This window comes from Aquabacterium soli (genome assembly GCF_003933735.1).
GTDB classification, from domain to species: Bacteria; Pseudomonadota; Gammaproteobacteria; order Burkholderiales; family Burkholderiaceae_C; genus Aquabacterium; species Aquabacterium soli.
The window spans coordinates 24,397-45,439 of the sequence record NZ_RSED01000012.1; the positions used below are offsets into that span (position 1 = coordinate 24,397).

Sequence of the window (21,043 nt, forward strand, 5' to 3'; positions counted from 1 at the left end):
CTCAGTACCAGACGTAGTGGTCCACCAGCAGGGCCGCGAACAGCAGCATCAGGTGGAGGATCGAGAAGCGGAAGGTCTTGCGCGCCAGCTCATCGCTGTAGTGGCGCCACAGCCGGAAGGCATAGACCATGAACCACAGCCCCAGCACCACCGCGCTGACCAGGTAGATGTGGCGGCTCATGCCATAGATGTAGGGCAGCAAGGTGGCAGCCAGCAGCACCCACGTGTAGAGGAACACGTGCAGGCGCGTGAACTTGTTGCCGTGCGTGACGGGCAGCATCGGCAGGCCCGCACGGGCGTAGTCCTCGACCCGGTACAGGGCCAGCGCCCAGAAGTGCGGCGGCGTCCACAGGAAAATGATCAGGCACAGCATCAACGCCTCGGGCTCGACGGCACCTCGCATCGCGGCCCAGCCCAGCACCGGGGGCATCGCACCCGAGGCCCCGCCGATCACGATGTTCTGCGGCGTGGCCGGCTTCAGGATCACCGTGTAGATGATGGCGTAGCCCACGAAGGTGCCCAGGGTGAGCCACAGCGTCAGGGCGTTCACGAACACCACCAGCACCACGCCGCCCAGCGTGCAGAGCACCGCGCTGAAGATCAGTGCCTGCGTGCGTGTCAGCTCGCCATTGGCCGTGGGACGCCAGGCCGTGCGCTTCATGCGCGAATCGATCTCCTGCTCGATCAGGCAGTTGAAGGCAGCGGCGGCCCCGGCCACCAGCCAGATGCCGATGGAGGCGGCCACGGCCCTGACGCCCTCTTCGGCCGTGGGCACACCGGGCACGGCCAGCAGCATGCCGATCACGGCGCAGAAGACGATGAGCTGCACCACGCGCGGCTTGGTCAGCGCGTAGAACTGGCGGGCCCGTGAGGGCAGGCTCACGTCCGCGGAAGAGGAGACCATGGAGGAGGACATGGGGGCTGAACAACAGAACCAGAAGACACAGAAAGAACGACCGGCGCGGCCACCGCCATGCGCGTGAGCCAGCCCGCCATCAGGGCGGCACCCAGGGTGTGGCCCAGCGCCGCCAGCAGGGGCCAACCCAGCACGACATTGCTCAGGCCCGACAGCACCTGCAGCAGCAGCAGCGCCAGCAGGCCCCAGGCCTCGCGTCGCGCCACCGGCCAGGCCCGGGCAGCCAGCCACAGCACGGCCACTGTGGCCACCACGGCACCGAGACGGTGGCCCATGTGGATGGCAGTCAAGGCGGGCAAGGTGATGAAGCCGCCCTGCCCGTCATGGCCCAGGCCACGCCACAATGTGAAACCTTGGGGCCAGTCCATCGCGGGCCACCATTGTCCCTGACAAAGCGGAAAACTGGAGCACACCAGCACAGCGCCATTGGTACTGACCCAGGCGCCCAGGGCCGCCTGGACAAACCACGCGCCCAGCACCCACAGCGCCGCGCGGCGCAGGACTGCAGGCAACGAACCAGCCGTGCCCGTTGAGGCGGGCGCCATGGCCCGGCACTGCGCCGTCAGCAACACCACGCCGATCAGGCCGCCCAGCAGGTGCCCCGTCACGACCAGCGGGTAGAGCTTGAGGGTGACCGTGAAGGCCCCGAAGGCGCCCTGCGCGCACACCCAGATGAAGGTCCAGGTGGGCCACCACGGCGACAAGGCTGCGCCCTGCCCGCCCGACACCAGCCCGCGGCCTCGTTCGCGCGCATGGCGCCACCAGGCCAGGCCCATCAGCACCACGATCAGCGCGCCCACCCCGGAGGCCAGATAGCGGTGGATCATCTCGATCCAGGCCTTGCCATGGGTCACCGGCCCGGTCGGCGCGGCGGCCTGGGCCTCGGCGATGTCGGTGTGCGCGCCCACCGGGCTGGCACTGCCATAGCAGCCAGGCCAGTCAGGGCAGCCCAGGCCGGAATCCGTGAGCCGGGTGAAGGCGCCGAACACCACCAGGTCGATCGTGAGGAACAAGGTGGCCAGGGTGAGCGCACGCTGCCAGGCCCCCGCGCCCACCTGCCCCTGGCGGCGCAGGCGCAAGGCCACCCACAGCACCGGCAGCACGGCCACGGCCGCGCCTACCAGGCCCACCTCGATGGCCGGAGCCCAGTCGACCAGGGCCGTTGCGGCGTCCAGGCTCATGGCCGCCCTCCCTCGTCCCAGGAGCTGGCTGCGCGCAGCAGGCGCTCCAGATCCTTCTGCACCTTGCGCGGCTCGGCATTGACGGGAAAGCGCATCATCCAGTCGCCCCGCGGGTCGACCAGGTACCAGTGGTCTTCCAGCGCATGGCCCGTGTCGGCCTGCAGCCAGCGCACCAGGTCATCGCGCTTGGCCCGCAGCACCGTGGCACCGTGCATCGCAGACGCCAGCGCGGGCCGCATCGGCCGGGCATCGTCGATCAGCCACACGCGGTCGACCTTGTCCTTTTCCTTGCCCAGCACCTCGCGCACCTGGCGCTGCCAGTAGAGGTGCTTCTCGCAGCGCGCGTCGCAGTCGCCGCCGCCCACGGTCAGCAGGAGCCACTGCCCTTTGAGCGCGGTCGTGGACACGGCCAGACCGTTCAGATCGGTCAAAGGCAGCGCATCCGACGCCGGCAGGGGACGCGGCGGGATGATGAGCACGCCGTGGTTGGTGCGGCTTTCCGGACGGATCACGTAGTAGGTGATGTACGACGCGATCACGGGAGCCGCACACACCGCCAGCACCAGCAGCATCTTGAGCCTGCCCTGCAAGGTGCGCTGCGCCTGCGCGGGGTCGGGCAGGCTGTGCACACTCAGTTGCACCAGCGGGCTGTCCGGCGGGGCCGTCGGGGCGGCTTCGGGCTCGGGCGGTCGGGACGACAGGGTTGAGCTCATCTCGGGCTTTTCATGCGGATCCAGGCTGGCGCCGCCGCCGAGGCCTGATCCACTGGAACCACACATACAACACCACCATGGCCCCAGCCATGGCGAACCATTGGGCGGCATAGGCCTGGTGGCGTCCCACATCCAGGGTCGGCCGCCACCACTCGCGCAGCAGCCCGGTACCGCCCGGCGGCGACGGAACCTCGTCGCCCTCCTGCTGGATGCTGCCCGGGCGCAGAGCTTCGCCCCATTCCTGGGACAGCGCGGCCAAACCGACATTCTGACGCACGGCACCGGGCTGCGCTGCGCCCGGGTCTCCCAGCTCCATCAGCTTTGATGGGGCGGCCACCAGCCGGCCGTGGACCAGCACCTCGCCGCCCACCGGTGGCAAGGGAGGCACGCGGGTGCGGTCACGTGGATCACGCGGCACCCAACCCCGCTGCACCAGCACCGTGGCGGCGCAGGCGCCGCCCTGGTCCACGGGTACGCTCAGGCGCAACGGCGTCAGCACGAACAGCCCGACACGGCCCGCCATGGGCCGGTTGTCCAGCCACACAGTGCGTTCGTTGAGCCAATGCCCGCGCAGTTCCACACGCCGCTGCAGCTGCCCAGTCCACACTGATTCAGCACACGGCAGCGTCGCGTTGTCCAGCGCGGCCAGTTGGCCATGCGCCTCGATGGTGTCGTGCAGGGCCTGCTTGGCCGCGGCACGGCGCAACTGCCACTGCCCCAGGGACGCGGTCACGCCCACCCCCACCAGGGTGGCCAACAGAACGATCAAAGGCCGGGAAGCGCGCATGGGTGGGAAAGAACGCAGCAAGGCCGGCGCCACACGGCCGGATAATCCATCAACATGAAAATCGTCCTCATTGTCGCGCTGATCGCCATCGTGGGTGCCCTGGGCCTGGCAGGCCGGGCCATGCTGCAGGATGGCCGCAACGGCGCGCCCAAGAGCAACCGCATGGTGCGCGCCCTGGCTTGGCGCGTGGGCCTGTCGGTGGCGCTGTTCCTGTTCATCCTGCTGGCCCATCACCTGGGCTGGATCCAGCCCACCGGCATCGCCGTGGGCCGCTGAGCACGAGGCCGACCGGGCCACCAGCAAAAAGCCCCGGCACCTGCACAGGTCACCGGGGCCTTGAAGGCAAGGGCCCGCGGGCTCAGGTCCAGTAGACGATCACGTACAGGCCCAGCCACACCACGTCCACGAAGTGCCAGTACCAGGCGGCACCTTCGAAGCCGAAGTGCTTCTCGGGCGTGAAGTGCCCCTTGTGCAGGCGCAGCGTGATGAACAGCAGCATCAGCATGCCCACGAACACGTGGAAGCCGTGAAAGCCGGTCAGCATGAAGAAGGTCGAGCCGTAGATGCCGGACGTGAGCTTGAGGTTGAGGTGGTGATAGGCCTCGTAGTACTCATAGCCCTGGCAGATCACGAAGGCCAGGCCCAGCAGCACGGTGGCCCACATGAAGGCGATGGTCTTGCCACGGTGGTTCTCGCGCAGCGCATGGTGGGCGATGGTGAGGGTCACACCCGAGGTCAGCAGCAGCGCCGTGTTGATCGTGGGCAGGGGCCAGGGGCCCATCGTGCGGAAGGGCTCGACCACCCCGGCCGGCGACGCCGTGGCACCGGCCACCACCGAGGGCCACACCGCCTTGAAGTCAGGCCACAGCAAGGCGTTGTCGATGCTGCCCAACTCAGGGATGGTGTACAGGCGAGACCAGAACAAGGCCCCGAAGAACGCGCCGAAGAACATCACCTCCGAAAAGATGAACCAGGCCATGCTCCAGCGGAAAGACACGTCGATCCGCTCGCCATACAGGCCGGATTCGCTCTCGTGGATCGCATCGGAGAACCACTGCTTGAGCACGAACAGCCAGCCCAGCAGGCCGGCCGCCACTGAATACGGGGCCCAGCTCGCGCCGTTGACCCATTGCCCTGCCCCCAGCACCACGAAGAACAGCGCGAAGGCCGCCATCAACGGGTGCCTGGACGGCCCCGGCACGAAGTAGTAAGGGGTCTGCCCCTTGGGAATCGCTGCGGACATACGCTCTCCTTGTTATTGCAGCCACGTTGACGTGGCGCTGACCTTCATCACACCCGGCCTCATGCCGCCACCCCGCTGCGGACCACCCAGCGCACCAGGAACACCAGCGCCACCACAAACCCCACACCCGCCAGCAGCCCGGCCACGATCAGGTGGACGGGGTTGAGCCGGGCCAGGTCATCGGCGTGGTCCTTCGACTTGCGCACACCGAAGAACGACCAGGCCACGGCCTTGAGCGTGCCGACAAACGAGCCCTTGCGGGCCACGGCGTCGCGCAGGCTGCCATCGGTGCCAGGCTTGCTGCGGCTCATGAGCGCCCCCCAAGCTGCCCGACAGGCGCTGGCGGCACCTTGCCGCCCACCTCGAAGAAGGTGTAGGACAAGGTGATGGTCTTCACATCACGGGGCAATTTCGGATCGATCACGAACACCACCGGCCAGCGCTTGGATTCACCAGGCTGCAAGGTGTACTCATTGAAGCAGAAGCACTCGAGCTTGTTGAAATGCGCCGTGGACTGCTTGGGCGCATAGCTGGGAATGGCCTGGGCCGACATGACCCGGTTCTGATCGTTGCGGAACTCGTAGACCACGGTGTTGAGCTGGCCCGGGTGCACCTGCAGCGACCGTACTTCGGGCTTGAAGCTCCAGGGCCCACGGGCATTGGCATCGAACTCGACCGTGATGGTGCGCGAGGTGTCCACCTGCGTGTTGGGCCGGGCGCGAGAGGCCGTGCCCGGCACTTCGCGCTCGGCCAGGGACAGCACGTTGATCCCCAGGGCCGCGCAGATGGCACGGTACATGGGCACCATGGCGTAGCCGAAGCCAAACATCACCGCCACGATCACCACCAGCTTGAAGACCATCTGCAGATGGCCGTGGCGGGGATCCGTTTGGACGGCGGCGCTCATGGGTGCGACAGCAGAACGATCTTGGCCACGAAGCCCACCAGGAAGGTGGCCACGATGGACACCAGCACCAGCGCCAGCCGCAGGTTCTTGCGGCGCAATGCTTCTGCGCGCTGGGCTGCGGGGATGGCGGGCTGGCTCATCGGGGGGCTTTCGTCATTCGGCCACGATGCGGGTGGCGGTGGCATCCAGCTTGGGCGGGTTCTCGAAGGTGTGGAACGGGGCCGGCGACGGCACTTCCCACTCCAGGCCTTCGGCGCCTTCCCAGGGGCGCTGCGGCGCTTTCTCGCCCTTGCCCAGCATGGCCGGCAGCATCACCACGAAGAAGAACAGGAACTGCGTGATGCCGAACACGAAGGCGCCGATGGAGGCAATTTCGTTGAAATCGGCGAACTGCATCGGGTAGTCGGCATAGCGGCGCGGCATGCCCGCCAGCCCCAGGAAGTGCATCGGGAAGAAGGTGACGTTGAAGCTGATGATCGACAGCCAGAAATGCAGCTTGCCCTTCCACTCGGGGATCATCACGCCCGTCCACTTGGGGCCCCAGTAGTACACGGCGCCATACAGCGCGAACAGCGAACCGGCCACCAGCACGTAGTGGAAGTGAGCCACCACGTAGTAGGTGTCCTGCAGCTGGATGTCGATCGGTGCCACCGACAGGATCAGGCCCGTGAAGCCGCCCATCGTGAACACGAAGATGAAGCCCACGGCCCACAGCATGGGGGTCTCGAAGGTCATGGAGCCGCGCCACATGGTCGCGATCCAGTTGAAGACCTTCACGCCCGTGGGCACCGAGATGAGCATGGTCGCGTACATGAAGAACAGCTGGCCCGTGACCGGCATGCCGGTGGCGAACATGTGGTGCGCCCACACGATGAAGCTCAGGATGGCGATGGAGGCCGTGGCGTACACCATCGAGGTGTAGCCGAACAGGCGCTTGCGCGCGAAGGCCGGCACGATCTGGCTCACGATGCCGAAGGCCGGCAGGATCATGATGTAGACCTCGGGGTGGCCGAAGAACCAGAAGATGTGCTGGTACATCACCGGGTCGCCGCCGCCGGCGGGGTTGAAGAAGCTGGTGCCGAAGTGGCGGTCGGTCAGCGTCATCGTGATGGCGCCGGCCAGCACGGGCATCACTGCGATCAGCAGGTAGGCGGTGATCAGCCAGGTCCAGGCGAACATCGGCATCTTCATCAGCGTCATGCCGGGGGCGCGCATGTTGAGGATAGTCACGATGATGTTGATCGAACCCATGATGGAGCTGGCGCCCAGGATGTGCATCGCGAAGATGCCGGCGTCCATCGAGGGGCCCATCTGCAGGGTCAGCGGGGCGTAGAGCGTCCAGCCGGCGGCGGGCGCGCCACCGGGCATGAAGAACGAGGCCACCAGCAGGATGGCCGCCGGGATCATCAGCCAGAAACTGAAGTTGTTCATGCGCGCAAAGGCCATGTCCGACGCGCCGATCTGCAGCGGGATCATCCAGTTGGCCAGGCCCACGAAGGCCGGCATGATCGCGCCGAACACCATGATGATGCCGTGCATGGTGGTGAGCTGGTTGAACAGCTCGGGGTTGACCAACTGCAGGCCAGGCTTGAACAGCTCGGCACGGATGCCCAGGGCCAGCGCTCCGCCGATCATCAGCATCGTGAACGAGAACAGCAGGTACAGGGTACCGATGTCCTTGTGGTTGGTCGCGAACATCCAGCGCCGCCACCCATGGGGGTGGTCATGCGAATGGTCGTCGTGTCCGTGGGCGTGACCGCCGTGATCCATCACCGCACTCATCTTGGAATCCTTTCAGAATCTTGGTAGCCGTGGCCGCCTGGGCAGCGCACGGTGCTGGATCATTTGCCGCGCTGCGCCAGCACTTCGGCCGGCTGCACGATCTGGCCTGTCTTGTTGGACCAGTGGTTCTTGGTGAAGGTGACCACCGCGGCGATCTCGGTGTCGGAGAGCTGGCGCCAGGCCGGCATGGCGTTGTTCTGGCCATTGAGCACGATGTGGACCTGCTTGGCCTTGTCGGCATCGAGCACCACGGCAGCGGCGTCCAGCGGCTTGATGGCGCCGCCCCCCTTGCCGTTCTCGTGGTGGCAGACCGCGCAGTTCGCGGCATAGACCTTCTGGCCACGGGCCACCAGGTCTTCGAGCGTCCAGACCTTGCTCGGGTCATCTGCCTTGGCGGCCTGGGCCTTGAGCTTGCCCTCGGCCCACTTGGCGTAGTCGTCTTCGGACAGCACCTTCACGTGGATGGGCATGTAGGCGTGCTCCTTGCCGCACAGCTCGGCGCACTGCCCGTAGAAATCACCGGTCTTCTCGGCGCGGAACCAGGTGTCGCGCACGAAGCCGGGGATGGCATCTTGCTTGATGCCGAAGGCCGGCACCATGAAGGAGTGGATCACGTCGTTGGCCGTGGTGATGATGCGCACCTTCTTCTGCACGGGCACCACCAGCGGCTCGTCGACCTTGAGCAGGTAGTTGTCGCCCTGGGGCGTGCCGGCATCGGACAGGGCGCGCTGCGATGCGTCGAGCGTGGAGATCAGCTGAATGCCCTCGCCTTCGCCCTTGAGGTAGTCGTAGCCCCACTTCCACTGGTAGCCCGTGGCCTTGATGGTGAGGTCGGCGTTGGTGGTGTCCTTCATGGCCACCACGGCCTTGGTGGCGGGCAACGCCATTCCGATCACGATCAGGAAGGGGATGATCGTCCAGACGATCTCGACCGTGGTTGATTCATGGAAGCTGGCCGACTTGGCGCCCTTGGATTTGCGGTGCGCGAAGATCGAATAGAACATCACGCCGAACACGCCGACGAAGATGACGCCGCAGATCCACAGCATCATCACGTGCAGGTCCTGCTGCTCCGACGCGATCTTGGTGACCGGCGGGTGCAGATCGTACTGAAGCACCGCCGGGCCGCCCGGCAGGTCACGAACCACCTGTTCGGCCCGCACACCCAGCGACAAGGCAGCCATCGACAGCAGGGCCACCAGTTGCCGTGGACGTCGGGCAAGAAGCAGCGAACGGAAGTGGTTCATGGTTTCGTGTCTTTGCTCTGTTTATGCGGGCGGGGCGGATCGGATGCGCGTCAGGACGGTTGAGGCTCGCGGGATTCGAGCTGGCGCAGCGCCCAGCGGAACTCTTCGGCCAGTTGACGTCGCAACCCGGGCTGCACGTGACGGCCGATGTCGACCGTCCGTCCATGGCCGGACAAGCGAATGAGGGAGCCATCATGGCGCTGGGGCTCGACCCTCAGCCATCGGGGATTGAAGTCCACGGACTGCAGGCGGCCGCCATTGTGACACTCCACCCGGACCAGGTCGGCGCTCAGGCCGATGAACTCGCGGTCGGCCGCATGGCGGGCGTAGACCAGCATCGCGGCGCCCAGGGCCGTGAGTTCGATGAAGGCGAACGGCAGCACGTAGACCGCGCCGATCAGCCAGAAGCTGCCGGCCACCGTGAGCGACAGCAGGCAGATGGCCAGGTAGGCGTTGAGCAGTTGGCGCGGTGTCAGGGCGCAGTTGCGCTTGAGCAGCCATTCGGCCTGCCATCCACCGCCGGGAGCGGCGTCGCCGGAGCCCTCTCCCGGGGCAGACGCCTGGGGGAAAGAATCGCGCGGTGATTTCCAGACCCCCAACCGCAGGGCTTGAGAGGGCAAGAGAGATCCTTGTGACAAGGCGGCAGGCATGAAGCCGAAACTCCGTCTCCCGGGGGGACTGTCCTGGCACGCCTGCCGGCGCGGCCCACGGAACACCGGGACGTTGAAATCAAACTCGAGATCCGCGCGGCGAAATAGCCACGCTCGACCACTTCCTCAAATCATTCTAGGCATGGGCTTGTGATGCCTCAAGTCCCAATATTGTAGGCACGCCTAAGGCTTACCCTCGGATGACGTGTATTCCCATCAGCCATGCCCACAGCGGAAAATGACCGGAAAACCGGCATGCGACCGAATAGACGATCAATTCGATCGGGTTCAGCCCGGCTTGCCCCCCGCCTTGATCAGGCGTTTCATGTCCCCCAGTGACACGCGCGTCTCTTCGGCCAGCGGCACCTTGGGCAGGGGTTTGATGGCGTGGCCGTACACCACCTCCACCGTGAGGCGCAGGCGGCCGTCAGGCCCTCGCAGGTGCTGGTTCAGCACCTCGATCAGCCGTCCGCGCCACCGGGGCGTGCGCAGGCCGGCGAACCGGCCCCAGGCCACATTGCCGCCCCAGGTGCGAAGTTCGGCCAGCATCGAGGTGGCGTCGGCCCAGGTCAGGGTCAACCGTTCCATGTCCATGACCGGGTCCAGGAAGCCCGCCTTGACCATCGCGTCGCCCAGGTCGTGCATGTCGATGAAGTTGATGGTGGGCAGCGGCCAGCCCAGCTCACGGTAAACGGCACGCAGCTCGCGCGCGGTGTCAGGGCCCAGTCCGGAGCACATCAGGAAACCGTTGATGGTCAGCGCGCCATGCCAGGCCTTGAGCGCGCCATCCAGATCGGCCTGCGCATGCAGGGCCATGTTGGCCCACAGCAAGCCTGCCCCATCGGCCGGCCAGGCATCGGGCCAGGGCTGCCCCTGGCTCACCACGGGCGGGGTGGATTTTTTCCAGGCCTGCCACCAGGGGCGCGCATGGCCTGCCACCCAGATCTGCCGCGACCGTTCGGCCAAAGCCTCGGTGGGCTCCAGCACCCACCGCCGCGCCTGGGGGTAGCGCTGGGCGACCAGATCGGCCCCGGTGCCCAGGAAGGCACCCCAATCCACCCAATCCTTGGGCGTCAGGCGGATGGCATCGAGCTTGTCGGCCAGGCGGCGGCCCACTTCCTCGTGCAACCAGGCCGGTTGCGGCAGCGCAGCCAGGCGGGATATCTGGCGGTTCAGCGCGGCAGGCTGGGGTGCCACGGGCTCGGGACGGGGGGCTTCGGAGGGCATGGGAAAGGGGACGTTCAGGCGCTCGGCACGCCCCCATCGGGGCGATGGTGGGGGCCGGGGCGCCTGAGTATAGTGAGGCGATGAATTCAACAGGGCCCATGGGGAAAGCGTGGTGGCCGACCTCCTGCCGGGTCTGCCACCGCTGGCAGGCCAGCGTGCTGTGCACTCGCTGCCTTGAAGGCGCGGACCTTGATGCCCCACGATGCATCCGTTGTGCCCTGCGCCTGCCGGCCTCGCCCAGGCACGCCGACATGCTGGCCAACGACGACGGCCTCTGCCAAGCCTGCCGTGATGCACCGCCCGGCTTCGACCACGCCAATGCGGTGGTGGACTACGCCGAGCCATGGTCCAGCCTGATCGCATCGCTGAAGTTCCAGGAGGACACGGCCATGGCCGATGTGCTGGCCCGCCTGATGGCGCCAGCCCTGGCCCGGCGCTGGCATACCACTGGCCACAAGCCGGCCAGCCGCAGGCCGCAGCGCACGCCATGGAAACGAGGCGCCCCCTCCGTGATCATGCCCGTCCCCCTGTCGGCCGCGCGCCTGCGTGAGCGCGGCTACAACCAGGCCTGGCTGCTGGCGCGTGGGCTGGCCGGCCAGTTGGGACTGCCCGCCTGCCACGACGCCCTGGTGCGCCGCAAGGACACACCTCGCCTGATGACGCTGGATGCCGACGAACGCCTGAGGCACATCCGCCACGCCTTCGCCATATCGCCCAGGCACCTGCCTTGGCTGCAGGGACGGCACGTGGCCGTGGTGGACGACGTGCTGACCACCGGCGCCACGCTCAACGAGATCGCCAACACCCTGTGGGAGGCTGGCGCGCGCGAAGTGTCGGTGTGGGTGGCCGCCCGGACACCCGCCCCGCAGGACCAGCCCCTGAATCCGGACGCCGAACACGATCAAGCCTGACGGGATTTGGATCTGGGCTAGAGTGGCCACATGAGCCGCAAAGTCACCTTCCAATCCCTGGACGACCTGAAAGCCCACGCGGGCCAGGACATCACCACCACCGATTGGCTGCAGGTCGACCAGACCCGCATCCAGCAGTTCGCAGATGCCACGGGCGATCAGCAATGGATCCACACGGACCCAGCCCGTGCCAAGGCGGAATCCCCCTTCGGTACCACCGTGGCCCATGGTTTCCTGACGCTGTCGCTGCTGGCCGAGTTCCTGCAGTCCAGCATCGACTGCAAGGGCACGCGCATGGGCGTGAACTACGGCCTGAACAAGGTGCGCTTCCCGGCGCCGGTGCGATCGGGTGACCGCATCCGCTGCCATGTGCAGCTCAAGACCGTGGAGCCCCTGCCCGACCAGGCCGTGCAGATGACCTGGGGCGCCACCATCGAGATCGAAGGCGGCGACAAGCCCGCCTGCGTGGCCGAGATGCTATCGCGCTGGTACTTCTGATCTGTTGACCCTCGAAAGCCCCGACCCCATGGCCTGGCAGGCACGCGCGCACACCGATCCGCGCGAGATCGACGCCGCCACCTGGAACGCCCTGCTGGCCGCCAGCCCCCAACCGACGCCGTTCATGCGGCACGAATGGCTGAGCGCCCTGCACGAGCAAGGCTGCGCCACCGCCGACACCGGCTGGGCGCCCCTGTTCCTGGCGGTCGACAAAGGGCAAGGCATCGAAGGTGTGTGCGCGCTGTACCTGAAATCGCACTCGTACGGCGAGTACGTCTTCGATTGGGCCTGGGCCGATGCGCATGAACGCGCCGGCCTGCGCTATTACCCCAAACTGCTGTGCGCCTCGCCCTTCACCCCCGTGCCGGGCGCGCGCCTGCTGGCCTTGAACGACGAAGCACGCCAGGCGCTGCTGTCGGCCATCGTGCAGTGGGGCATGGAAACGAACTGCTCGTCTGCGCACCTGCTGTTCCCCAATGAACCCGACGAGGCGGCATTGCGCGCCGCCGGCTGGCTGATGCGCCAGGGGGTTCAGTTCCACTGGACCAACCGGCACGCAGACCAGGCGAGCGCCCTGCCCTACGCCAGCTTCGAGGATTTCACCGCCAGCCTGCACCGCGACAAGCGCAAGAAGATCCAGCAGGAGCGCCGCCGCGTGCGCGAGGCCGGGGTCACCGTGCGGGTGCTCGAAGGCCCGCAGATTGGCGCAGCGGATTGGGACTTCTTCTACCGCTGCTATGAGGGCACCTACCGCGCCCACGGCAACCCACCCTACCTGAGCCGCGAGTTTTTCCGGCAGGTGGGGCAGACCATGGGCGAGCACTGGCTGATGTTCATCGCCGAGCAAGGCGGTGAGCCGGTGGCCGCCTCGCTGATCGGGCTGGACCGGCCGCAGGGCGTGGCCTACGGGCGCTACTGGGGTGCCGTGCTGCACATTCCCTGCCTGCACTTCGAGCTGTGCTACTACGCGCCGCTGGCCTGGTGCATCGAGCAAGGCCTGCAGCGCTTCGAAGGGGGCGCCCAGGGCGAGCACAAGATGGCCCGCGGCCTGATGCCCGTGACGACCTGGTCGGCGCACTGGCTGCGCGATGCGCGCTTTGCCGATGCGGTCGAGCGCTACCTGGCGCGTGAAAGTGCCGGCATCGACGCCTATGTGGATGAACTGAACGACCGGGCACCGTTCAAGCGAGGCGATTTAGACTGAGGCCTCATCTACCAAAAATAGAGGGCCGTCCACATGGAGCATGCACGCCTTTGCCTCGTCGCCATCACCGCCTTGCTGGCATCGGCCAGCAGCCTTGCCGAGACCCGCTCGTTCCGCTGCAAACAGGATCTTGTTCAGCTGGGCGACAGCAAAGCCACGGCCTTGAGCCGATGCGGTGAGCCGGTGATGAAGGATTCCTTCTGCAGGAAGCCCCACCAACCCGTGGCGGCTTCTTCAGCATCGCCACGCGGTACCACGGTCATCGTCAATACCGGCTGCGACAACGTGGACGACTGGACCTACAACCCGGGCGTCGGGCAGTTCATGACCACGCTGCGGTTCGAAGACGGCGTCCTCACATCCATCAAGTACGGGCCGAGGGTGCGCTGAGCTTTGTTGCGCTGGCGGGCAGGACACAAAGCAAAAAGCCCTGCAAGTGCGTGACTCGCAGGGCTTGTGCTTGGTGGGCGGTGCAGGGTTCGAACCTGCGACCCCTGCCGTGTGAAGGCAGTGCTCTACCGCTGAGCTAACCGCCCGAAACTTGTTCGGGCTTCGCTGATCAACTGTCGCGATCAGCGAAGACCAAGACTATACCACGGTTTCCAGCGATTTCCACAAAGTTTTGCCACCACTGGCCTTGTCGAGATCAGCCAACACCGCCTCAAAGGCAGCCACCTCTTCGTCAGACGGCAGCACCACGGGCAGATCAAACGCGCCGAAATCGATGGCCGCCACCTCGGTCAGTTGCGTCTCACCGCCCTCGTCGCCCGCATCGATCAGCAGCGCGTCCTGACCGCGTGTCATGTTGATGTAGACGATGGACAGCAGCTCGGCATCCATCAAGGCGCCGTGCAGCGTGCGGTGCGAGTTGTCCACCTCCAGACGCCGGCACAGCGCATCCAGCGAGTTGGATTTGCCCGGGAACATCTCCCGCGCCATCACCAGCGAATCGATCACGCCGGCCACATGGTCGGTGAACAGCCCCTTGTCCAGCCGCCTGAGCTCGGCATTGAGGAAGCCGATGTCGAAGCTGGCGTTGTGGATGATGATCTCGGCGCCGCGGCAGTAATCCAGGATCTCATCGACCACGGCGGAGAACAAGGGCTTGTCGGCCAGGAACTCGTCCGTCAGGCCGTGGATCTTGACGGCGTCTTCGTGGCTCTTGCGCTCGGGGTTGATGTAGAAGTGCAGGTGCTTGCCGGTCAGGCGGCGGTTCACCATTTCCACGCAACCGATTTCGATGATGCGATCGCCCGACTCCGGGCTCAGGCCGGTGGTTTCGGTGTCGAGGAAGATTTGTCTGGACATGATTCGATGCGGGTCAGTGGCAGGCGCCGGGCCGTCCCAAGCCTGCCACTTCCCCTCGGGGGGACGCGAACGCAGTGAGCCAGGGGGTCAATGATTCTCTCTGGCGTGGTTGATCGTGTACTTCGGGATTTCCACGGTCAGGTCCTGCCCCGCCACGAAGGCCTGGCAGCTCAGGCGCGAGTTGGGCTCCAGGCCCCATGCGCGGTCGAGCAGGTCTTCTTCCGTGTCCTCGAGTTCGTTGAGGCTGTTGAAACCCTGGCGCACGATCACATGGCAGGTGGTGCAGGCCGCGCTCATGTCGCAGGCATGCTCGATCTCAATGTTGTTCTCGAGCAGGGCTTCGCAGATGGAGGTGCCAGGCGCAGCCGTGATCTCGGCGCCCTGAGGGCAGAGCTGGCTGTGCGGCAGGATCTTGATGATGGGCATGGGGACTCGATGTTCTTAGATCTGGTCGATCTGGCGGCCGGCCAGCGCCTGGCGGATGCCGCGGTTCATGCGCTCGGCTGCGAAGGCCTCGGTGCCATTGGCCAGAGCCTTGGTGGCGGCCTCCAGCACCTCCAGTTCGCCCCGGTCGCAGCGCTGGCCGATCTCGGCCATCAGGCGGTCGATCTCTGTGCGCTGCTCGGGCGTGAGCAGGTCGCCATCGGCAGCCAGGGCGGTGCGCGTGGCCTCCAGCAGGCGCTCGGCATCGACACGGGCTTCGCGCAGCGCGCGGTCCTTCATGTCGGCGGCGGCGGTGGTGAAACCCTCGCGCAGCATGCCGGCCACCTGGTCATCGCTGAGCCCATAGCTGGGCTTGATCACCACCGATGCCTCGACGCCTGACATCTGCTCGCGCGCGGACACGCTCAGCAGGCCATCGGCGTCGACCTGGAAGGTGACTCGGATGCGCGCAGCACCGGCCACCATCGGCGGGATGCCGCGCAGCTCGAAACGCGCCAGCGAGCGGCAATGCTCGACCTGCTCGCGCTCGCCCTGCACCACGTGCACGGCCAGCGCGGTCTGCCCGTCCTTGAAGGTGGTGAAATCCTGCGCCAGCGCGCACGGGATGGGCGTGTTGCGCGGGATGATGCGCTCGGCCAGGCCGCCCATGGTCTCCAGGCCCAGCGACAGCGGCAGCACGTCGAGTAGCAGCAGCTCGCCCTGCGCGTTGTTGCCGGCCAGCTGGTTGGCCTGGATGGCAGCGCCCAGGGCCACCACCTCGTCGGGGTTCAGGTCGGTCAGCGGTGTCTTGCCGAAGAACACGCCCACGGCATCGCGCACGGCGGGCATGCGCGTGGAGCCGCCCACCATCACCACGCCCTGCACTTCATCGGGCTTGATCTTGGCGTCGCGCAGCACGCGGCGCACCGAGGCCAGCGATTTGTCGATCAGCGGTTTGGCCAGTTCGTTCAGGCGCTCGCGAGTGATGCTGACGGACAGCATGCCGCCCGACAGGGCGCAAGACAGGTGCGCGCTGCCATCGGTGGAGAGTTTCTCTTTCACGCGGCGGGCAGCCACCAGCACGGCGCGCTTGTCCTGCGGCGTGACGGCCTGCATGCGGGCATCGCTCAACGCGGCATCGGCCAGCGCGTGGTCGATGTCGTCACCACCCAGGGCGGAATCACCGCCGGTGGCCACCACTTCGAACACACCCTGGCTCAGGCGCAGCAGCGAGATGTCGAAGGTGCCGCCCCCCAGGTCGTAGATGGCGTACAGGCCCTCGGCGCTGTTGTCCAGGCCGTAGGCGATGGCAGCGGCCGTGGGCTCGTTGAGCAGGCGCAGCACGTTCAGGCCGGCCATCTGGGCCGCGTCCTTGGTGGCCTGGCGCTGGGCATCGTCAAAATAGGCGGGCACCGTGATCACGGCGCCGAACAGGTCGTCGTTGAAGGTGTCTTCGGCGCGCTGGCGTAGGCTGGCCAGGATCTCGGCCGATACCTCGACGGGCGACTTCGCGCCGGCCACGGTGCGCACGGCCACCATGCCCGGCTGGTCTTCGAAATCGTAGGGCAGCTTGCCGGCATCGGGCAGGTCGGCCAGGCGGCGGCCCATGAAGCGCTTGACGGACACCACGGTGTTGACCGGGTCCTCGGCCTGAGCCGACAGGGCCTCGAAGCCGATCTGGCGGCGGGTGTTGCCACGATCGTCCAGCAGGTAGCGCACGGCCGAGGGCAGGATCACCCTGCCCTGCTCATCGGGCAGGCATTCGGCGATGCCGTTGCGCACGGACGCCACCAGCGAGTGGGTGGTGCCCAGGTCGATGCCCACCGCGATGCGCCGCTGGTGCGGGTCGGGGGTCTGTCCGGGTTCTGAGATCTGCAGCAGGGCCATGGGGTGGTGGCGTCTTGTGGTCGGGTTGGATCAGGCTTGGTCTTCGTAGCGCTCGAGCCGCGTGTCGATCTCGTCGCTCAGGCGGTCGATGAACATCAGCGCGCGCACCTCTTGCGAGGCTTCGGCGGCATTGCCGTCGACATCCAGCAGGCGGGTGACACGCGCCAGGCGCTCGCGGCGCTCGGCACTGACTTCATCCAGCAGGGACTGGGCCTCGGCGGCATTGCCGACCTCGTCGAGCGCCTCGCGCCAGGTCATCTGCTGCATCAGAAAATCGCCCGGCATGGCGGTGTTGCTCTCGGCGTTCACGGCCACACCGGCCAGTTGGCAGAGGTAGGCGGCGCGCTTGAGCGGGTCCTTCAGGCGCTGGTGCGCCTCGTTCACGCGCACGGCCCATTGCATGGCCACCCGCTGTGCGGCCGCGCCTTCGGCGGCGAAGCGATCGGGGTGCACGCGGGCCTGCAACGCCTTCCAGGCTGCGTCCAGCTTGGCGCGGTCCAGCGCAAAAGCCCGGGGCAGGCCCAGCAGGGTGAAGTCGTCGGCGTCGAGGTTCATGTCGGCTCAAGAAATGCGAAACCCCACCAGGGGCGGGGCTTCGTGCGAAAGCCGGTGCCTGCAGGCCAGGCCACCGGGCGGTGCGCGCTCAGACGCGGAAGGATTCTCCGCAGCCGCAACGATCACGCTCGTTGGGGTTGTTGAAGCGGAAGCCCTCGTTCAGCCCTTCACGCACGAAGTCGAGCTCGGTGCCGTCGATGTAGGGCAGGCTCTTGGGATCGACCAGCACCTTCACACCCTGGTCTTCGAAGATCACGTCTTCAGGCGCGATCTCGTCGGCGAACTCGATCTTGTAGGCCAGGCCGGAGCAGCCGGTGGTCTTGACCCCCAGACGCACACCCACGCCCTTGCCGCGGCGGGCCAGGAAGCGGGTGACGTGACGCGCGGCCGAATCGGTCAGCGTGACGGGGCGACCCTGGTGCCCCTCGGGCAACTCAGGCAGCGGTACCGTGCCGGGCCCGCTGGTGCAGGATCCACCAACTTGCCCGCCAACTTGAGCTTGCTCAGGCGACATTCTTGGCCTTGTAGTCGTTGACGGCGGCCTTGATCGCGTCTTCGGCCAGGATGGAACAGTGGATCTTGACGGGCGGCAGGGCCAGCTCTTCAGCGATCTGCGTGTTCTTGATGTCCAGCGCTTCGTCCAGCGTCTTGCCGCGCACCCACTCGGTGACCAGCGAGCTGGATGCGATGGCCGAGCCGCAGCCGTAGGTCTTGAAGCGGGCGTCTTCGATGACGCCGGTGCTGGGGTTGACCTTGATCTGCAGTTTCATCACGTCGCCGCAGGCGGGAGCGCCGACCATGCCGGTGCCCACGGACTCGTCACCCTTCTCGAACGAACCGACGTTGCGGGGGTTTTCGTAGTGGTCAATGACCTTGTCGCTGTATGCCATGATGAAACTCCAAGAACGAGATGAGCGTAACGCGTTGACGGGATGTCAGTGCGCAGCCCATTGAATAGTGCTGATGTCGATGCCGTCTTTGTACATGTCCCACAGGGGTGAGAGCTCGCGCAGCTTGGCAACGCGGTCCTTCAGCGTGGTGATCACGTAATCCACCTCTTCTTCGGTGGTGAAGCGGCCAATGGTCATGCGCAGCGAACTGTGCGCCAGTTCGTCGCTGCGGCCCAGGGCGCGCAGCACGTAGCTGGGCTCGAGGCTGGCCGAGGTACAGGCCGAGCCCGAGGACACCGCGATGCCCTTGATGCCCATGATCAGCGATTCGCCTTCGACGAAGTTGAAGGAGATGTTCAGGTTGTGCGGCACGCGCTGCGTCAGATCGCCATTGACGAAGATCTGCTCGATGTCTTGCAGGCCCTTGTACAGGCGCTGCTGCAGCGCCTGGATACGGGGCAGCTCATCGGCCATTTCTTCCCTGGCGATGCGGAAGGCCTCGCCCATGCCGACGATCTGGTGCGTGGGCAGGGTGCCCGAGCGCATGCCGCGCTCATGGCCGCCACCGTGCATCTGCGCTTCGAGGCGCACGCGCGGCTTGCGACGCACATACAGCGCGCCGATGCCCTTGGGGCCGTAGGTCTTGTGCGAAGCCAGGCTCAGCAGATCGACCGGCAGCGTGGCCATGTCGATGGCCACCTTGCCCGTGGCCTGGGCCGCGTCGACGTGGAAGATCACACCCTTTTCACGGCACAGATTGCCCAGGGCTGTGATGTCCTGCACCACGCCGATCTCGTTGTTGACGAACATCACCGAGGCCAGGATGGTGTCCGGGCGGATGGCGGCCTTGAAGGCCTCCAGGTCCAGCAGGCCGTCTTCCTTCACATCAAGGTAGGTGACCTCGAAGCCCTGGCGCTCCAGCTCGCGCATGGTGTCCAGCACGGCCTTGTGCTCGGTCTTGACCGTGATCAGGTGCTTGCCGCGTGTCTTGTAGAACTGCGCCGCGCCCTTGATGGCCAGGTTGTTCGACTCGGTCGCGCCCGATGTCCAGACGATCTCGCGCGGATCGGCATTGATGAGCGCGGCCACCTGGGCACGCGCCTTCTCGACAGCCTCTTCTGCTTCCCATCCGTAGGCGTGCGTGCGAGAGGCGGGGTTGCCGAAGTGCTCACGCAGCCAGGGGATCATGGCATCGACGACGCGAGGGTCCACCGGGGTGGTGGCGCCGTAATCCATGTAGATCGGGAAATGCGGGGTCATGTCCATGATGCGGGGGGACTGCTTCAAACTGCGGGCTCGGTGCCTTTTTCACCCGTTCTGGTTACAAAAGACACCGGCGATTCACAAAACCTTCAATTATCAGGGCTCTCGTCATCCCAAAGAAGGGACAACCCCTCACTTGGTGAGGGCGGAACCCAGGGCGAACACCGAGTTGGGGGCCGTGACCTTGATGGGCTTGACCACCGGCTGGGTGGAAATGGCCCGCTTGATGGGCTGGGCCTCGATGGAGATGCCCTTGGCGAGCTGGTCTTCCACCAACTTACGCAGGCTGATCGAATCGAGGTATTCGATCATCTTATTGTTGAGGCTGGCCCACAGATCGTGGGTCATGCAACGGCCACCGTCATCGCCCATGCAGTTCTCTTTGCCACCACAACCGGTGGCATCGATGGGCTCATCCACCGCGACGATGATGTCGGCCACGGTGATGTCTTCGGCCTTGCGGCCCAGCGAGTAACCGCCGCCAGGGCCACGGGTGCTCTCGACGAGTTCATGGCGGCGCAGCTTGCCAAACAGCTGTTCCAGGTAGGACAGCGAAATCTGCTGTCGTTGGCTGATGGCAGCCAGGGCAACCGGACCGGTGTGCTCGCGCAGGGCGAGGTCGATCATGGCGGTAACCGCGAAGCGGCCTTTGGTGGTCAGACGCATGGTGATCTCCTTGTCTGGTCTGAGAGAAGCCCTGTACAGCTTAAGGGTTTACCTGAATGTGACCGATCCGGGATCACCAGATCGGCGGGGCTCTCTAATCCCGACTGAATAACTCAATTATAGGGAAACCCTCCTTTTTGGTCAACTTCAGGTGCGGGAGTTCCCTTAGCCATGCCCCAGGTATTTGATAGCAGCCAGCTATCGTTCAGCAAAGTGTGATTGCGCCCGGTGGCCGGGCGAGGCAAGGCGCTGGCGCAGGTCGTTGACCAGGCCCTCACAAGCCGACTCGACCAGATCGAGCACGTGGCCGAAGCCCTGCTCCCCCCCGTAGTAGGGATCTGGCACGGCCACCGTGCCGGCGTGGCTGGAGCCCTGCGGCAGGAAATCGAGCAGACGCCTCAGCCTGCCGCGCAACTCTGGGCTGGGGCAGTTGTGCTCCAGCATGGCCAGGTTGTCGCCATCCATGGCCAGCAGCAGGTCGAAATCCCGGAAATCCAGCGTGCTGACCTGGCGGGCGCGCAATGGGGCCAGGTCGTAGCCACGCAAGGCTGCATGCTCCTGGCTGCGCGGATCGGGCGGGCTGCCGACGTGGTAACCATGGGTGCCGGCCGAATCGACCTTGACCTGCTTGTCCAGACCCGCGCGCTGCAGCTGATGGCGCAGCACCGCCTCGGCCGTCGGTGAACGGCAAATGTTGCCCATGCAGACCATCAGGATCCGGAAAGGTCGGCTGGAGGCGCTGCGATCAAGGGAAGAGTTCATCGTTTAGATTCTCTGGCATTGCA

26 protein-coding genes and 1 tRNA gene are annotated in these 21,043 nt (G+C 66.1%); 5 read left to right on the forward strand and 22 right to left on the reverse strand.

What is annotated here, in order from left to right; translation table 11 throughout:
- Position 1 precedes the first annotated feature (1 nt).
- Genes cyoE through EIP75_RS15455 form a run of 4 tightly spaced genes read right to left on the reverse strand, consistent with a single transcriptional unit; the run spans position 2 to position 3,618 of the window.
- Entirely contained in the window at positions 2 to 904 is a 903-nt protein-coding gene (cyoE, locus tag EIP75_RS15440; RefSeq protein WP_420797171.1) for a heme o synthase, read from the reverse strand.
- The gene (locus EIP75_RS15445; RefSeq protein ID WP_125244175.1) at positions 880 to 2,097 is read right to left on the reverse strand and encodes a COX15/CtaA family protein; all 1,218 of its coding nucleotides are present in this window, start codon (positions 2,095 to 2,097) and stop codon (positions 880 to 882) included. Before EIP75_RS15445 ends, cyoE begins: the two co-directional genes overlap by 25 nt.
- Positions 2,094 to 2,810 carry an SCO family protein gene (locus EIP75_RS15450; RefSeq protein WP_125244176.1) on the reverse strand — a complete coding sequence of 239 codons (717 nt, stop codon included), beginning with the start codon at positions 2,808 to 2,810 and terminating at the stop codon, positions 2,094 to 2,096. Before EIP75_RS15450 ends, EIP75_RS15445 begins: the two co-directional genes overlap by 4 nt.
- 10 nt (positions 2,811 to 2,820) lie before the next feature.
- Complete coding sequence (locus EIP75_RS15455) at positions 2,821 to 3,618, reverse strand: SURF1 family protein (RefSeq protein ID WP_233584897.1); 798 nt, start codon at positions 3,616 to 3,618, stop codon at positions 2,821 to 2,823.
- A 33-nt stretch (positions 3,619 to 3,651) separates the two neighbouring features.
- On the opposite strand from EIP75_RS15455, the gene EIP75_RS15460 reads away from it, so the two are divergent.
- Positions 3,652 to 3,873, forward strand: a complete 222-nt coding sequence (locus EIP75_RS15460) for a twin transmembrane helix small protein (protein ID WP_125244177.1) — start codon at positions 3,652 to 3,654, stop codon at positions 3,871 to 3,873.
- An 82-nt stretch (positions 3,874 to 3,955) separates the two neighbouring features.
- Here EIP75_RS15460 and EIP75_RS15465 read toward each other — a convergent pair whose 3' ends face one another.
- The 8 genes from EIP75_RS15465 to EIP75_RS15495 all read right to left on the reverse strand — a co-directional run bounded on the left by EIP75_RS15465 (position 3,956) and on the right by EIP75_RS15495 (position 10,653).
- The gene (locus tag EIP75_RS15465; RefSeq protein ID WP_125244178.1) at positions 3,956 to 4,840 is read right to left on the reverse strand and encodes a cytochrome c oxidase subunit 3; all 885 of its coding nucleotides are present in this window, start codon (positions 4,838 to 4,840) and stop codon (positions 3,956 to 3,958) included.
- Positions 4,841 to 4,899: 59 nt separating this feature from the next.
- The gene (locus EIP75_RS15470) at positions 4,900 to 5,151 is read right to left on the reverse strand and encodes a DUF2970 domain-containing protein (RefSeq protein ID WP_125244179.1); all 252 of its coding nucleotides are present in this window, start codon (positions 5,149 to 5,151) and stop codon (positions 4,900 to 4,902) included.
- Positions 5,148 to 5,747: a cytochrome c oxidase assembly protein gene (locus tag EIP75_RS15475; protein WP_125244180.1), complete on the reverse strand. Its 600-nt coding sequence runs from the start codon at positions 5,745 to 5,747 to the stop codon at positions 5,148 to 5,150. The genes EIP75_RS15470 and EIP75_RS15475 overlap by 4 nt, the downstream gene beginning before the upstream one ends.
- Positions 5,744 to 5,887 (reverse strand): cytochrome oxidase small assembly protein, encoded by a 144-nt coding sequence (locus EIP75_RS24345; RefSeq protein ID WP_199758607.1) that lies wholly within the window; start codon positions 5,885 to 5,887, stop codon positions 5,744 to 5,746. The genes EIP75_RS15475 and EIP75_RS24345 overlap by 4 nt, the downstream gene beginning before the upstream one ends.
- A gap of 13 nt (positions 5,888 to 5,900) precedes the next feature.
- On the reverse strand, positions 5,901 to 7,529 hold the full coding sequence (gene ctaD, locus EIP75_RS15480; protein WP_125244181.1) for a cytochrome c oxidase subunit I: 1,629 nt from the start codon (positions 7,527 to 7,529) through the stop codon (positions 5,901 to 5,903).
- 59 nt (positions 7,530 to 7,588) lie between these two features.
- A complete protein-coding gene (gene coxB, locus EIP75_RS15485; RefSeq protein WP_125244182.1) occupies positions 7,589 to 8,776 on the reverse strand; it encodes a cytochrome c oxidase subunit II in 1,188 nt (395 codons plus the stop codon).
- A gap of 50 nt (positions 8,777 to 8,826) precedes the next feature.
- Complete coding sequence (locus tag EIP75_RS15490; protein ID WP_233584898.1) at positions 8,827 to 9,396, reverse strand: DUF2244 domain-containing protein; 570 nt, start codon at positions 9,394 to 9,396, stop codon at positions 8,827 to 8,829.
- 318 nt (positions 9,397 to 9,714) lie between these two features.
- Positions 9,715 to 10,653, reverse strand: a complete 939-nt coding sequence (locus tag EIP75_RS15495; protein WP_233584899.1) for a methyltransferase domain-containing protein — start codon at positions 10,651 to 10,653, stop codon at positions 9,715 to 9,717.
- Positions 10,654 to 10,904: 251 nt separating this feature from the next.
- Between EIP75_RS15495 and EIP75_RS15500 the strand changes: the two genes are divergently transcribed.
- Genes EIP75_RS15500 through EIP75_RS15515 form a run of 4 tightly spaced genes read left to right on the forward strand, consistent with a single transcriptional unit; the run spans position 10,905 to position 13,656 of the window.
- Positions 10,905 to 11,564 (forward strand): ComF family protein, encoded by a 660-nt coding sequence (locus tag EIP75_RS15500; protein ID WP_158622867.1) that lies wholly within the window; start codon positions 10,905 to 10,907, stop codon positions 11,562 to 11,564.
- A gap of 30 nt (positions 11,565 to 11,594) precedes the next feature.
- Positions 11,595 to 12,062 carry a MaoC family dehydratase gene (locus EIP75_RS15505; RefSeq protein WP_125244185.1) on the forward strand — a complete coding sequence of 156 codons (468 nt, stop codon included), beginning with the start codon at positions 11,595 to 11,597 and terminating at the stop codon, positions 12,060 to 12,062.
- Between the two features lie 28 nt (positions 12,063 to 12,090).
- A complete protein-coding gene (locus EIP75_RS15510) occupies positions 12,091 to 13,266 on the forward strand; it encodes a GNAT family N-acetyltransferase (RefSeq protein ID WP_125244186.1) in 1,176 nt (391 codons plus the stop codon).
- Positions 13,267 to 13,299: 33 nt separating this feature from the next.
- Positions 13,300 to 13,656 (forward strand): DUF2845 domain-containing protein, encoded by a 357-nt coding sequence (locus EIP75_RS15515; RefSeq protein ID WP_125244187.1) that lies wholly within the window; start codon positions 13,300 to 13,302, stop codon positions 13,654 to 13,656.
- A 71-nt stretch (positions 13,657 to 13,727) separates the two neighbouring features.
- Here EIP75_RS15515 and EIP75_RS15520 read toward each other — a convergent pair.
- The 10 genes from EIP75_RS15520 to EIP75_RS15565 form a co-directional block, all read right to left on the reverse strand.
- Positions 13,728 to 13,802 (reverse strand) — tRNA-Val (locus EIP75_RS15520).
- 52 nt (positions 13,803 to 13,854) lie between these two features.
- Positions 13,855 to 14,574: a DNA polymerase III subunit epsilon gene (gene dnaQ / locus EIP75_RS15525; RefSeq protein WP_125244188.1), complete on the reverse strand. Its 720-nt coding sequence runs from the start codon at positions 14,572 to 14,574 to the stop codon at positions 13,855 to 13,857.
- An 87-nt stretch (positions 14,575 to 14,661) separates the two neighbouring features.
- Positions 14,662 to 15,000, reverse strand: coding sequence for an ISC system 2Fe-2S type ferredoxin (gene fdx, locus EIP75_RS15530; protein WP_125244189.1), 339 nt, complete (start codon positions 14,998 to 15,000; stop codon positions 14,662 to 14,664).
- Positions 15,001 to 15,015: 15 nt separating this feature from the next.
- Positions 15,016 to 16,884: a Fe-S protein assembly chaperone HscA gene (gene hscA / locus EIP75_RS15535; RefSeq protein ID WP_125244190.1), complete on the reverse strand. Its 1,869-nt coding sequence runs from the start codon at positions 16,882 to 16,884 to the stop codon at positions 15,016 to 15,018.
- A gap of 30 nt (positions 16,885 to 16,914) precedes the next feature.
- Positions 16,915 to 17,439 carry a Fe-S protein assembly co-chaperone HscB gene (hscB, locus tag EIP75_RS15540; RefSeq protein ID WP_125244191.1) on the reverse strand — a complete coding sequence of 175 codons (525 nt, stop codon included), beginning with the start codon at positions 17,437 to 17,439 and terminating at the stop codon, positions 16,915 to 16,917.
- 88 nt (positions 17,440 to 17,527) lie between these two features.
- Positions 17,528 to 17,872, reverse strand: a complete 345-nt coding sequence (iscA, locus tag EIP75_RS15545; RefSeq protein WP_233584907.1) for an iron-sulfur cluster assembly protein IscA — start codon at positions 17,870 to 17,872, stop codon at positions 17,528 to 17,530.
- A 70-nt stretch (positions 17,873 to 17,942) separates the two neighbouring features.
- Positions 17,943 to 18,329 carry a Fe-S cluster assembly scaffold IscU gene (gene iscU / locus EIP75_RS15550; protein ID WP_125244193.1) on the reverse strand — a complete coding sequence of 129 codons (387 nt, stop codon included), beginning with the start codon at positions 18,327 to 18,329 and terminating at the stop codon, positions 17,943 to 17,945.
- Between the two features lie 45 nt (positions 18,330 to 18,374).
- A complete protein-coding gene (locus EIP75_RS15555) occupies positions 18,375 to 19,595 on the reverse strand; it encodes an IscS subfamily cysteine desulfurase (protein ID WP_125244194.1) in 1,221 nt (406 codons plus the stop codon).
- A 129-nt stretch (positions 19,596 to 19,724) separates the two neighbouring features.
- Positions 19,725 to 20,258, reverse strand: a complete 534-nt coding sequence (gene iscR / locus EIP75_RS15560; RefSeq protein ID WP_125244195.1) for a Fe-S cluster assembly transcriptional regulator IscR — start codon at positions 20,256 to 20,258, stop codon at positions 19,725 to 19,727.
- Positions 20,259 to 20,456: 198 nt separating this feature from the next.
- Positions 20,457 to 21,020, reverse strand: coding sequence for a low molecular weight protein-tyrosine-phosphatase (locus tag EIP75_RS15565; RefSeq protein ID WP_125244196.1), 564 nt, complete (start codon positions 21,018 to 21,020; stop codon positions 20,457 to 20,459).
- Positions 21,021 to 21,043: the final 23 nt, after the last annotated feature.